Source organism: Streptomyces sp. Ru73, assembly GCF_002920575.1.
Lineage (GTDB): Bacteria > Actinomycetota > Actinomycetes > Streptomycetales > Streptomycetaceae > Streptomyces.
On sequence record NZ_PQSQ01000151.1, the window covers coordinates 1 to 11,785 of the forward strand.

12 protein-coding genes are annotated in these 11,785 nt (G+C 70.6%); 6 read left to right on the forward strand and 6 right to left on the reverse strand.

All coding sequences use genetic code 11. The features are described 5' to 3' along the window. The 3 genes from C3486_RS34820 to gcl all read right to left on the reverse strand — a co-directional run. Positions 1–172: NAD(P)-binding domain-containing protein (locus C3486_RS34820; protein ID WP_181138794.1), on the reverse strand; the 172-nt coding region annotated here is incomplete at its 3' end. Positions 173–229: 57 nt separating this feature from the next. After that, on the reverse strand, positions 230–1,054 hold the full coding sequence (locus tag C3486_RS34825; RefSeq protein WP_103836871.1) for a TIM barrel protein: 825 nt from the start codon (positions 1,052–1,054) through the stop codon (positions 230–232). 184 nt (positions 1,055–1,238) lie between these two features. Further along, positions 1,239–3,026: a glyoxylate carboligase gene (gene gcl / locus C3486_RS34830; protein ID WP_103836872.1), complete on the reverse strand. Its 1,788-nt coding sequence runs from the start codon at positions 3,024–3,026 to the stop codon at positions 1,239–1,241. Positions 3,027–3,599: 573 nt separating this feature from the next. Between gcl and C3486_RS34835 the strand changes: the two genes are divergently transcribed. Further along, positions 3,600–4,133 carry a hypothetical protein gene (locus tag C3486_RS34835; protein WP_103836873.1) on the forward strand — a complete coding sequence of 178 codons (534 nt, stop codon included), beginning with the start codon at positions 3,600–3,602 and terminating at the stop codon, positions 4,131–4,133. Between the two features lie 53 nt (positions 4,134–4,186). Here the strand turns inward: C3486_RS34835 and C3486_RS34840 are convergent, their stop codons facing one another. Continuing rightward, positions 4,187–4,636: a DUF6650 family protein gene (locus C3486_RS34840; protein WP_308461291.1), complete on the reverse strand. Its 450-nt coding sequence runs from the start codon at positions 4,634–4,636 to the stop codon at positions 4,187–4,189. A gap of 186 nt (positions 4,637–4,822) precedes the next feature. Beyond that, positions 4,823–6,049, reverse strand: coding sequence for an acyl-CoA dehydrogenase family protein (locus tag C3486_RS34845; protein WP_103836875.1), 1,227 nt, complete (start codon positions 6,047–6,049; stop codon positions 4,823–4,825). Between the two features lie 150 nt (positions 6,050–6,199). Here C3486_RS34845 and C3486_RS34850 point away from each other — a divergent pair, with 150 nt between their 5' ends. Continuing rightward, the gene (locus C3486_RS34850; RefSeq protein ID WP_103836876.1) at positions 6,200–6,844 is read left to right on the forward strand and encodes a TetR family transcriptional regulator; all 645 of its coding nucleotides are present in this window, start codon (positions 6,200–6,202) and stop codon (positions 6,842–6,844) included. A gap of 129 nt (positions 6,845–6,973) precedes the next feature. Here C3486_RS34850 and def read toward each other — a convergent pair whose 3' ends face one another. After that, positions 6,974–7,528, reverse strand: coding sequence for a peptide deformylase (def, locus tag C3486_RS34855; RefSeq protein ID WP_103836877.1), 555 nt, complete (start codon positions 7,526–7,528; stop codon positions 6,974–6,976). A 256-nt stretch (positions 7,529–7,784) separates the two neighbouring features. Here def and C3486_RS34860 point away from each other — a divergent pair, with 256 nt between their 5' ends. From C3486_RS34860 to C3486_RS34875, 4 genes are all read left to right on the forward strand, one after another. Beyond that, on the forward strand, positions 7,785–9,023 hold the full coding sequence (locus tag C3486_RS34860; RefSeq protein ID WP_103836878.1) for a MurT ligase domain-containing protein: 1,239 nt from the start codon (positions 7,785–7,787) through the stop codon (positions 9,021–9,023). A gap of 30 nt (positions 9,024–9,053) precedes the next feature. Further along, positions 9,054–9,782, forward strand: coding sequence for a type 1 glutamine amidotransferase (locus C3486_RS34865; RefSeq protein ID WP_103836879.1), 729 nt, complete (start codon positions 9,054–9,056; stop codon positions 9,780–9,782). Positions 9,783–10,270: 488 nt separating this feature from the next. Beyond that, the gene (locus C3486_RS34870; RefSeq protein ID WP_103836880.1) at positions 10,271–11,296 is read left to right on the forward strand and encodes a 6-phosphofructokinase; all 1,026 of its coding nucleotides are present in this window, start codon (positions 10,271–10,273) and stop codon (positions 11,294–11,296) included. Positions 11,297–11,576: 280 nt separating this feature from the next. Further along, on the forward strand, positions 11,577–11,785 hold a 209-nt coding region (locus C3486_RS34875), incomplete at its 3' end, for a cytochrome c oxidase assembly protein (protein WP_146075122.1).

Below are 11,785 nucleotides of genomic sequence, written 5' to 3' on the forward strand. Positions count from 1 at the left end.
CCGCCTCGGCGATGCTGTTGGCGGCGGTGCCGCCGGCCTTGGCCAGCCGGTCGAGCTTGTCCTGCTCCAGGGTGTAGCCGGTGACGGAGTAGCCGGCCTTGATCAGGTTCTCCGCCATCGGGGAGCCCATGATGCCCAGACCGATCCACGCGACCTTGGGAAGAGCGCTCATTGAACTGGGAAGTCCTTTCCTTGTGCGAGGTGGGGGAAGGGGGTGGGGGCAGCCGGCTCAGGCGCCGCGCAGCCAGCCGAACGACTCGTGGCTCGGCCGGTCGCCGGGCTTGTACTCCAGCCCCACCCAGCCGTCGTAACCGGCCTTCTTCAGCCGGCCGAGCAGGTCGGAGAAGTCCAGCTCACCGGTGCCGGGGGCACCGCGGCCCGGGTTGTCGGCGATCTGCACGTGCCCGGTCTTCTCGGTGTACTTCTCGATGACCTCATGGAGGTCCTCGCCGTTCATCGCCAGGTGGTACAGGTCCATCAGGAACTTGGCGTTGCCGAGCCCGGTGGCCGCGTTGACCTTGTCGACGACCTCGATGGCCTTGGGCGCGGAGACGATCGGGCACAGCGGCGACTCGGGCTGGTTCAGCGCCTCGATCAACAGCGTCGCGCCGACGCGGTCGGCGGCACGCGCCGCGAGCACCAGGTTCTCCAGCGCCAGGGTGTCCTGGACCTGCGGGTCGACGCCCTCGACACGGTTGCCGTACAGGGCGTTCAGCGCGGTGCAGCCCATGGTCCGCGCGAACTCGGCGGCGACATCGATGTTGGCGCGGAACTTGTCCGACTCCTCGCCCGGGACGGACAGCGCGCCGCGGTCGGGACCGGGCAGCTGCCCGGCGTAGAAGTTCAGCCCGACCAGCTGAGTACCGGCGTCGTTCAGCGCATCCCGCAGCGCGTCCAGCTCCGACTGCTCCGGCACCGGCGCGTCGACCCACGGCCACCACAGCTCGACCGCGGTGAAACCGGCGGCGGCCGCCGCTGCGGGCCGCTCCAGCAGCGGCAGTTCGGTGAAGAGGATCGACAGGTTGACGTCGAATCGGGTGTCGGTGAAGCCCATGAGGGGTGGGTTCCTTCCGGTGTTCGGTGGTACGGGGGCGTGCGGATGCGGGAGGAGGCCCGCACCCGGGCACGGGCCTCCCGCACGCGGGTGCGGACGGAAGGCCCGTCGCCGTCAGCTGTTCAGCTCGTCAGCTCTCCAGCTGCCGTTCATCTGTGCAGCTCTTCAACTGCTCTGCTGCCGTTCAGCTCTTCAGCGGGACGATCGCGCTCGGCGCGTGCCACGGCTCGGTGGCGATCTCCTCGAACTCGGTGACATCGCTGATGTCCGCGGTCTTGCTCATCGAGATGTTGGTGATCCGCTCCAGGATCGCCTCGACGACGACCGGCACCCGGTGCTCGGCGGCGAGCTTCTTGGCCTGCTCGAAGGCGGCGCCCAGCTCGGCCGGGTCGGTGACCCGGATCGCCTTGCAGCCCAGGCCCTCGGCGACCTTGACGTGGTCCACGCCGTAGACGCCCAGCTCCGGGGAGTTGATGTTCTCGAACTCCAGGTTGACCTGGAAGTTGATGTCCAGGCCGATCTGCGCCTGGCGGATCAGGCCCAGGTAGGAGTTGTTCACGAGGACGTGGACGTAGGGGATGCGGTGCTGCGCGCCGACCGCCAGCTCCTCGATCATGAACTGGAAGTCGTAGTCGCCGGAGAGCGCGACGACCTGCGCGTCCGGGTCGGCGGTGGCGACACCCAGCGCGGCGGGCACGGTCCAGCCCAGCGGGCCCGCCTGGCCGCAGTTGATCCAGTGGCGCGGCTTGTAGACGTGCAGCATCTGCGCGCCGGCGATCTGGGAGAGGCCGATGGTGGAGACGTACCGGGTCTCGGGCCCGAACGCCTTGTTCATCTCCTCGTACACCCGCTGCGGCTTCATCGGGATGTTGTCGAAGTGGGTACGGCGCTGCAGCGTGGCCTTGCGCTCCTGGGTGGAGGCGGCCCACGCGCCGCGGTCGGGCAGCTTGCCGGCGGCCTTCATCTCCTTGGCGATCTCGACGAAGAGCTCCAGCGCGGCCTTGGCGTCGGAGGCGATGCCGTAGTCCGGCGCGAAGATCTTGCCGATCTGGGTGGGCTCGATGTCGACGTGGACGAACTTGCGGCCCTTGCGGTAGACGTCGAGCTTGTAGCCGGTGTGGCGGTTGGCCCAGCGGTTGCCGATGCCGAGGACGAAGTCGGACGCCAGGAAGTTCTCGTTGCCGTAGCGGTGCGAGGTCTGCAGGCCCACCATGCCGGCGTTGAGCTCGTGGTCGTCGGGGAGGACGCCCCAGCCCATCAGCGTCGGGATGACCGGGGTGCCGGTCAGCTCGGCGAACTCCACGAACAGGTCGGAAGCGTCGGCGTTGATGACACCGCCACCGGCGATCAGCACGGGTCGCTCGGCCTCGTTCAGCATCGCGATGGCCTTCTCGATCTGCGCCCGGCTGGCGGCCGGCTTGTAGACCGGCAGCGGCTCGTACGTGTCGGGGTCGAACTCGATCTCCGTCTGCTGGACGTCGATCGGCAGGTCGATCAGGACCGGGCCGGGGCGGCCCGAGCGCATCAGGTGGAACGCCTGCTGGAAGACGCCGGGGACCTGCGCCGCCTCCAGGACCGTGGTCGCGGCCTTGGTGACCGGCTTGGCGATCGAGGCGATGTCGACGGCCTGGAAGTCCTCCTTGTGGATCACATGGGTCGGCGCCTGGCCCGTGATGCACAGGATCGGGATCGAGTCACCGATCGCGGAGTACAGGCCGGTGATCATGTCGGTGCCGGCGGGGCCCGACGTACCGATGCAGACACCGATGTTGCCGGGGTGGGTACGGGTGTACCCCTCGGCCATGTGGGACGCGCCCTCCACGTGGCGGGCGAGCGTGTGCTGGATGCCGCCGCCGGCCTTCAGGGCCGCGTAGAAGGGGTTGATCGCCGCACCCGGCACGCCGAAGGCGTTCGTCACGCCCTCGCGCTTGAGGATCTCCACTGCCGCACGCGCGGCGGTCATACGAGGCATCGAGTACTCCTGCGTTCCTGCGTCGGCCTGTCAGGGCCGGGCTCCCCCGTCGTCGGGGAGCCGACGCGCCCTGCTGTTTTCCATATTGCGGAAGACATGTTTTGCTTTATGGAAGGAACGTAGAGCCACTCGCGAAGGACGTCAAGACCCGTTCCACGGCCGGACCTGCACGGCGAGCCCGGAAACGACCCCGCCCTCCCCGGTGGGTCGGGGAGGGCGGGGCGGGTGGAATGAGGGTGCGGCGCAGGCGGGGCGGGTGCAGGTGAGGGTGCGGCGACGGCGCAGGCGGGATGTGGGGCGAAGAGGGGCGCGGCGTGCGGGCGGGGCGCGAGGTGCAGGGCGAGGGGGGCACGGCGTGCGGTGGGGCCGCGAGGTGCAGGGCGAGGGAGGCGCGGCGTGCGGGCGGGGCGCGAGGTGCAGGGCGAGGCGGGGCGCGGGGCGAGGCGGGACCGGCATGCGGGCTCTCGGGCTTCGATGGCCGGGCAATCCGGTGATCTTCGTACACGGCACGTCGTACCCTGTGCACACCCCCGACCCGATCACCGCCGCACCCGAAAGACGTGACCGACGCCGATGCCAACCACCCCGGAACCGCCGGACTTTGACGCCGACATCGATACCGACCCGGACCTCGACCTCGACGTCGACCTCGATGACCTCGATGTCGACTTCGATCCGGTGGCGGACTTCGACGCCGTCGCCAGGGACCGCGCACAGCAGCACGCGGCGCTCCAGGAAGCGGTACGGCAGGGGCAGACCGCCCCGGACATCGCCGCCGCGCTCGCCGATCCGCAGACCGGCGACTGGCTGCTGTTCCACGGTTTCGAGGTCGTGACGGACCTCGCGCTGCTGAGCGGCCCGGCGGCCGGCCCGGTCGACGTACCGGCCCACCTCACCGACCGGGAACTGCCGGCGCGCGTCGATCTCTCGGAGACGTGGTACGCCACGCAGCTCTACCGCAAGCTCCTCCTGGAAGGCTCGGCCGCCGACCAGGCCCGGCTCCTCAACCGGGACCTGCTCCGCCACCTGTGGCCCCAGCGCCTGGCCCCGCCCCAGATCCTGACCGTCTGGGAAACCCGCTTCCCCGAACTCCGCGACGCGGTCTGAGCCCTACGGGAAGGGGCCAAATCCTGCAGCGGGGCGCCGCCGGTTACCCGGCTTCAGCGCCGGTCATGGCCAGGCGGCAGGTTCAGACCGACGAGGTGGTATCGGTTCGCCACCGCTTCTGTTTCCTGCCGCACCTGTTCCCGTAGGTCGGCCAGAGCCTGGTTGAACGTCTCTCCGCAGTCATCGGAACGGAAGCGCTCGCCGTCTGCGCCACCCGCCTCTATGAAGTCGACAAAAGCCTGCCGGATGGCCCGCAACCAGATGCGCAGGTCGCTCTTGGGCTTCCGGATCTGGTCCAGATGCTCCGACAGCTTCTGCCGGCACTGCACGGCCGAGGCGAGGCAGGCTTCGCTGTCGCTGCGCAGCCGTCCCCGGCCAATGGTCAGGACGCGCTTGTCAGCCAGGAAATCCATCACTTGTTGGGCAATGACCCGGTCCGACTTGGTGAACTCCCAGTTCACGCCAACTCCTAAGACATTGAAAGCCGTTGCCCTGATCCCCATGGTCGCCTCCGAAGGATGGAAATGATCTACCCATACCAGCCGGCACACGGTTGTGCCCACGGGGCGCGATGAGGGCCACTGAGCGTGCCGTTGTGGCCGACCACAACCGAAGGGCCCCCTTCTCCTCTGGAGGAGAAGGGGGCCCTTTATGCTGCGGCAACCGCGCAGGGACGACTACGGCTGTTCTTACCGGATCGGCATCCCCGCCAGCGTCCGGGCGATGACCAGGCGCTGGATCTCGCTCGTGCCCTCGAAGATGGTGTAGATCGCGGCGTCGCGGTGCATGCGCTCGACCGGGTACTCGCGGGTGAAGCCGTTGCCGCCGAGGATCTGGATGGCCTGGGCGGTGACCTTCTTGGCGGTTTCACTTGCGAAGAGCTTGGACTGGGAGCCCTCGGCCGCGGTGAAGGGCTTGCCGTTCACCGCCATCCAGGAGGCGCGCCAGACCAGCAGCCGGGCCGCGTCGATCGACGTCCGCATGTCGGCGAGCTGGAAGGCGACGCCCTGGTTGTCGATGATCGGGCGGCCGAACTGCTCGCGGGTCTTGGCGTACTCCAGCGCCTCCTCGTACGCGGCGCGGGCCGTGCCGACGGCCATCGCGCCGACGGCCGGGCGGGAGGCCTCGAAGGTGGCCATCGCGGCGTTCTTCACGCGCTCGCCGCCCTTCTTGGCGCGCTCACGGGCGCGGGCGAGGCGCTCGTCCAGCTTCTCCTTGCCGCCGAGCAGGCAGCTGCCGGGAACGCGGACGTCCTCCAGGACGACCTCGGCGGTGTGCGAGGCGCGGATGCCGTGCTTCTGGAACTTCTGGCCCTGGGAGAGGCCGGGCGTGTTCGGCGGGACGATGAAGGAGGCGTGGCCCTTGGAGCCCAGCTCGGGGTCGACGACCGCGACGACGACGTGGACGTTGGCGATGCCGCCGTTGGTCGCCCAGGTCTTGGTGCCGTTGAGCACCCACTCGTCCTTGGCCTCGTCGTAGACGGCACGCGTGCGCATCGAGGCGACGTCGGAGCCGGCGTCGGGCTCGGAGGAGCAGAAGGCGGCGACCTTGACGTCGTTCACGTCGCCGTACATCTGCGGGATCCAGGTGCCGATCTGCTCCTCGGTGCCGTTGGCGAGGACCCCGACCGCGGCCAGGCCGGTGCCGACGATCGACAGGGCGATGCCCGCGTCGCCCCAGAACAGCTCCTCCATGGCCATCGGGATGCCGAGGCCGGTGGGGTCGAAGTACTGCTGGGCGTAGAAGTCCAGGGAGTAGATTCCGATCTTGGCCGCTTCCTGGATGACCGGCCAGGGGGTCTCCTCGCGCTCGTCCCACTCGGCGGCAGCGGGGCGCATGACGTCCGCGGCGAACCCGTGGATCCAGTCCCGGACTTCCTTCTGCTCATCGTTGAGTTCCATCGTGAACTCGGCCATGACCCCTCCAGCAGTGCGTTACTTGCGGTAACAGCAGTCTGTTACTCACCAGTAAGGGATGTCAACCTCAGCGACCGATATCTCCCGTCCGATGGCAGGGTGTTACGTTGCGCGAACAGCACGAATTCATACAGGGCGGGGAGCCGGACGATGGAAATGACACAGGAGAGCCGCCGTACGGCCAGTGAGCGCCGACGACGCGAGCTGCTGGAGGCCGCGGACCGGGTCGTCCTCCGCGACGGGCCGGAGGCGTCGATGAACGCCATCGCGGCCGAGGCCGGCATCACCAAGCCGATCCTCTACCGGCACTTCGGCGACAAGGGCGGGCTCTACCGCGCGCTCGCCGTACGCCACACCGACGCCCTGCTCGCCGGACTGCGGGCCGCGCTGGACTCCCCCGTACCGAGGAGGGACCGGGTCGAGGCCACGCTCGACACGTACCTCGCGGCGATCGAGGCCCGGCCGCAGGTCTACCGCTTCCTCATGCATCCGTCCGACCAGGGCCAGACGACCGACGACCGCGGCTTCGACGTCGGCCGGCACGCCGCTCCCCTGCTGCGCCGCCTCGGCGAGGAGCTGGCGCAGGTGATCGCCGAGCGGGTGGACCTCGGACCGGCCGGGGGCGAGCTGGCGCGGGTGTGGGGGCACGGCATCGTCGGCATGATGCACGCGGCCGGCGACTGGTGGCTGCGGGAGCAGCCGTGTTCGCGAGCGCAATTGGTACAGCATCTCGCGGACCTGCTGTGGGGCCGGCTCGCGGCAGCGGGCGACCGACCGGGCGGGCCGGGGTTCTAGCAGCGGGACCGAAGGTGACGTTTCGGCTCCCGGGCCCCCCTTGTACTGGGGAACGCTCCAGCGGCTGACGTGGTGCCCGGTCGGCCCACATTCCCGTGGCGCCCGGCCGCCGGGCCCCGGCAGGACGGGCTAGCCCGCCACCGTCCGTCCCGCCCAAGGCGCCCTCGCCGCCGCGCGGAGTGTGCGGCGGCGGCGCAGGCCGGTGAGGTGATCGACGTACAGGCCGCCGCCGAGGTGGTCGCACTCGTGCTGCAGACAGCGCGCGAAGAAGCCGGTACCGGCGATCCGGCACGGTTCGCCGTCCAGCGTGACTCCCTCGACCACGGCCTCGTCGTACCGCGGCGTACCGGCCTCGATGCCGGGCAGCGACAGGCACCCCTCGGGGCCGCGCACCAGCTCGCCGCCCACGGAGACCAGCCGCGGGTTCACCACGTGCCCCAGGTGCCGGACGTCCTCGTCGTCCGGGCAGTCGTACACGAACACCCGCCGCGCCACGCCGATCTGGTTCGCGGCGAGGCCGACGCCCCGGGCCGCGTACATCGTCGCGAACATGTCCTCCACCAGCCGGGCCAGCTCAGGGCCGAACTCGGTGACCTCCTCGCACGGCGCGTGCAGGGTCGGGTCGCCGAGCAGCCGCATGGGGCGTACGCGGCCGGAACTGCCGGGGAGGGAGCGGTGTCGCATGACGGAAAGGGTACGTTCCGGCCGACGACCAGCAGCGTTCCGGTCCCGGCCGGCGGCACGGCCGGCCCGGCCGGAAAGCGCCCGGACCGGTAACCTTCACACTTCCTCACGGGTGGTCTGGTTCGGGCTCCGGCGCGGAAATCGATAGGCTGATCCCCAACCAGAGCCTCCCGGCCGGCCGGGCCGGTACGGAGGGGCGTTCCACCGGCGGCCCCAGGGGGCAGGAGGGCGCCGGATGCAAGGAGGAACCAGAACGATGGCAGGCAACACGGACCCGCTGTCGCCGCGGGCCAAGCTGGCCGTGACGGCGGGCAGGGCCGCGGCGGCGGCATCGCGCGCGGTGGGCCGCGGCAGCGGATCGGTGATCGGTGGCAAGGTCGCGCTCCGGCTCGACCCCGACCTGCTGGCCCGGCTCGCCCAGCACCTGGACGTGGTCCTGGTGTCCGCGACCAACGGCAAGACCACCACCACGCGGCTGATCGCGGAGGCCCTGCGGGCCAGCGGACCGGTGGTCTCCAACGCCCTCGGCGCGAACATGCCGGCCGGCATCACCTCGGCGCTGGCCGGGGGTTCGGACGCGAAGTACGGCGTCATCGAGGTCGACGAGAAGTACCTCGCAGGCGTCGCCCGGGACGTCACCCCCAAGGCCATCGCGCTGCTCAACCTTTCGCGTGACCAGCTCGACCGCGCCGCCGAGACCCGCATGCTGGCGGAGAAGTGGCGCGAGGGACTGGCCGGCTCCAAGGCGCTCGTCGTCGCCAACGCCGACGACCCGCTGATCGTCTGGGCGGCCTCCTCGTCCGCCAACGTCGTCTGGGTCGCGGCCGGCCAGGAGTGGAAGGACGACGCCTGGTCCTGCCCGTCCTGCGGCGGCGTGATGCAGCGCCCCGGCGACGACTGGTTCTGTGCCGAGTGCGGCTTCCGCCGCCCCACGCCGAGCTGGGCGCTCTCCGGCGACCACGTCCTGGACCCGCACGGCTCGGCCTGGCCGATCAAGCTCCAGCTGCCCGGCCGCGCGAACAAGGCCAACGCCACGACGTCGGCCGCCGTCGCCGCCGCTTTCGGCGTCCCCCCGCAGATCGCCCTGGAGCGGATGTACTCCGTCCAGGCGGTCGCCGGCCGGTACGACGTCGTCTCCTTCATGCAGCGCGAGCTGCGGCTGCTGCTGGCGAAGAACCCGGCCGGCTGGCTGGAGACGTTCTCGCTGATCGACCCGCCGCCGACGCCGGTCATCCTGTCCGTCAACGCGCGCGGCGCCGACGGTACGGACACCTCCTGGCTCTGGGACGTCGACTACACGCGGCTCGCCGGCCACCCGATCTTCGTGATCGGTGACCGCAAGCTCGACCTGGCCGTCCGGCTGGAGGTCGCGGGCCTGGACTTCCAGGTGTGCGAGAACGTCGACGAGGCCGTACGGAAGGCACCGCCCGGCCGCATCGAGGTCATCGCGAACTACACCGCCTTCCAGGACCTGCGCCGCCGCGTGGGCAACTGACCGGATCCGCAACGGACAAGGACAACGAGCATGAGTGACAGCAGCCTGCGTCTGGTGTGGATCTACCCGGACCTGCTGAGCACGTACGGGGACCAGGGCAACGCACTGGTGGTGGAGCGCCGGGCGCGGCAGCGCCGGCTGGACGTCCAGCGTCTGGACGTCCGCTCCGACCAGCAGATTCCCACCTCCGGCGACATCTACCTGATCGGCGGCGGCGAGGACCGGCCGCAGCGGCTGGCGGCCGAGCGGCTGCGCCGGGACGGCGGTCTGAACCGTGCGGTCGCCAACGGCGCGATCGTCTTCTCGGTGTGCGCCGGTTACCAGATCCTGGGCCACGAGTTCATCAACGACCTGGGCGAGCGCGAGCAGGGCCTCGGACTGCTGGACGTGGTGAGCACGCGTGGCGAGGGCGACCGGTGCGTCGGCGACGTACTGGCCGACATCGACCCGCAGCTGAACCTCCCGCCGCTGACCGGCTTCGAGAACCACCAGGGCGTCACGCACCTCGGCCAGAGCGCGCGGCCGTTCGCGAAGGTGCGGTTCGGCAACGGCAACGGGGTGGGCGACGGCTACGAGGGCGCGTGGAACGACACCGTCTTCGGTACGTACATGCACGGCCCCGTCATGGCCCGCAACCCGCACATCGCCGACCTGCTGATCAAGCTGGCGCTGGACGTGAACGCGCTGCCGCCGGTGGACGACCACTGGTACGAGGCGCTGCGCCAGGAGCGGATCGCGGCGGCGACGCAGCCGGCGTAGGCGGTCCGCGCGGGGCGCTTACGGGACAACGTTTCGGCACGCGGCCCCCCTTGCCAGATCAACGGGCGAGGGGGGTCTGGCGTGCCCGGGGGTGTCCGGAGTTCCTGGAGGTGAGGCCGCGGGAGTGGCCGCGGGGGGCGGCAGCCGCAGCGTCTCGCTTCTCGCCTCTCGCCCCCGGCGCATCGGCTTTGCTTACCGGCCCCGGCGCATCGGCTTTGCTTCTCGCCGTCTCCCGCCTCCGGCGCATCGTTTTTCCTCTCGGCCCCCCTTTACTGGGGAACGGTTGGGGGGTGGGAGAGGTGCCCGGGGGTGGGTGTGCGGGTGGGGCGCTGCGCGTGTGGCCGGTTGTCGGCTCTTATGTGCGCCCGCGGTTTCGTACTGCGGGCGCATCGCGCACTCGGGGCGCCGCCGCTTGTAGGGTGACTGCCATCCCAACCGGACGACGGGGTCCGGTCGTCCGGTTGAGTTGCAGAGGGTTTCTACGAGCAATGCGTATTGGTGTACTCACCTCCGGCGGCGACTGCCCCGGTCTGAACGCCGTCATCCGCTCCGTCGTGCACCGCGCCGTCGCCGACCACGGTGACGACGTCATCGGCTTCCAGGACGGCTGGCGCGGCCTCCTGGAGTGCGACTACCGCAAGCTCGACCTCGACGCGGTGGGCGGCATCCTGGCCCGTGGCGGCACCATCCTCGGGTCCTCCCGCGTCCAGCCGGCCCACCTGCGGGACGGTGTCGAGCGGGCCCGCGGCCACGTCGCCGACCTCGGTCTGGACGCGATCATCCCGATCGGTGGCGAGGGCACCCTCAAGGCGGCCCGCCTCCTGTCGGACGCCGGGCTGCCGATCGTCGGCGTGCCGAAGACCATCGACAACGACATCGCGTCGACCGATCTGACCTTCGGTTTCGATACCGCGGTGGGTGTCGCCACCGAGGCGCTGGACCGGCTCAAGACGACCGCCGAGTCGCACCAGCGGGTGCTGATCGTGGAGGTCATGGGCCGGCACACCGGGTGGATCGCGCTGCACTCGGGCATGGCGGCCGGTGCGCACGCCATCGTCGTGCCGGAGCGGCCCTTCGACATCGAGGAGCTGACGCAGCGGGTCGCGGCCCGCTTCGACGCGGGCAAGAAGTTCGCGATCGTGGTCGTCGCGGAGGGTGCCAAGCCGCGCGAGGGCTCGATGGACTTCGAGGTCGGCGGCAAGGACATGTACGGGCACGAGCGGTTCGCGGGCGTCGCCCGGCAGCTGGCCGTCGAGCTGGAGGGCCGGCTCGGCAAGGAGGCCCGCGCGGTGATCCTGGGGCACGTGCAGCGCGGCGGCACCCCGACCGCGTACGACCGGGTGCTCGCGACCCGCTTCGGCTGGCACGCGGTGGAGGCGGCGCACCGCGGTGACTTCGGGATGATGACGGCGCTGCGCGGCACGGAGATCACGCTGGTGCCGCTGGCGGAGGCCGTGGAGACGCTGAAGACCGTGCCGGGCGACCGCTACGCGGAGGCCGAGACCGTCCTGTAGTCCCTGCCTGCCGGGCCGGGGGCGGCGTCAAGATGGGCCTTCAGGCCCTGCCCGTCGGTCGAGGACGAAGCCGGGGTCGTTCTCTTCGTCCTGCGCGCCGGGCCGGGGACGAGGCCGGGAAGGTCCTGGGGGCCCTGCCCCGGGCCGGCACCGTGCCGTGATCGCGGCCGCTGCGCCGGGTGAGCAGTTGTCCGGCGTACGACCCGCCCCCGGCCGTGGTGTGTGCCGGGGGCCGCTCTAGGCTGGTCGCGGAGCATTGGTGCGAATCAGGAGCGAGCGGATGGATCACAGCGGGCACGGCATGATGATGGATCTGCCGCCGTTCACGCTGGGGCGCGGGCTGGAGTTCGGCGGCGACGCCTTTTTCCTCGTCGGCTGCCTGCTGGGGCTGGCGCTGTACGGCTGGGCCGTGCTGCGGTTGCGGCGGCGTGGTGACAGCTGGCCGGTGAGCCGGACCGTGGCCTGGGTCGTGGGCGTGGTGACGGTGGC

Excerpts from the sequence above, each read along its gene's own strand:
- C3486_RS34865 (WP_103836879.1), top strand. The coding sequence starts at position 9,054 with ATGAGTGACAGCAGCCTGCGTCTGGTGTGGATCTACCCGGACCTGCTG.
- gcl (WP_103836872.1), bottom strand. The coding sequence starts at position 3,026 with ATGCCTCGTATGACCGCCGCGCGTGCGGCAGTGGAGATCCTCAAGCGC.
- C3486_RS34845 (WP_103836875.1), bottom strand. The coding sequence starts at position 6,049 with ATGGCCGAGTTCACGATGGAACTCAACGATGAGCAGAAGGAAGTCCGG.
- def (WP_103836877.1), bottom strand. The coding sequence starts at position 7,528 with ATGCGACACCGCTCCCTCCCCGGCAGTTCCGGCCGCGTACGCCCCATG.
- C3486_RS34850 (WP_103836876.1), top strand. The coding sequence starts at position 6,200 with ATGGAAATGACACAGGAGAGCCGCCGTACGGCCAGTGAGCGCCGACGA.
- C3486_RS34870 (WP_103836880.1), top strand. The coding sequence starts at position 10,271 with ATGCGTATTGGTGTACTCACCTCCGGCGGCGACTGCCCCGGTCTGAAC.
- C3486_RS34840 (WP_308461291.1), bottom strand. The coding sequence starts at position 4,636 with ATGGGGATCAGGGCAACGGCTTTCAATGTCTTAGGAGTTGGCGTGAAC.
- C3486_RS34825 (WP_103836871.1), bottom strand. The coding sequence starts at position 1,054 with ATGGGCTTCACCGACACCCGATTCGACGTCAACCTGTCGATCCTCTTC.
- C3486_RS34835 (WP_103836873.1), top strand. The coding sequence starts at position 3,600 with ATGCCAACCACCCCGGAACCGCCGGACTTTGACGCCGACATCGATACC.
- C3486_RS34860 (WP_103836878.1), top strand. The coding sequence starts at position 7,785 with ATGGCAGGCAACACGGACCCGCTGTCGCCGCGGGCCAAGCTGGCCGTG.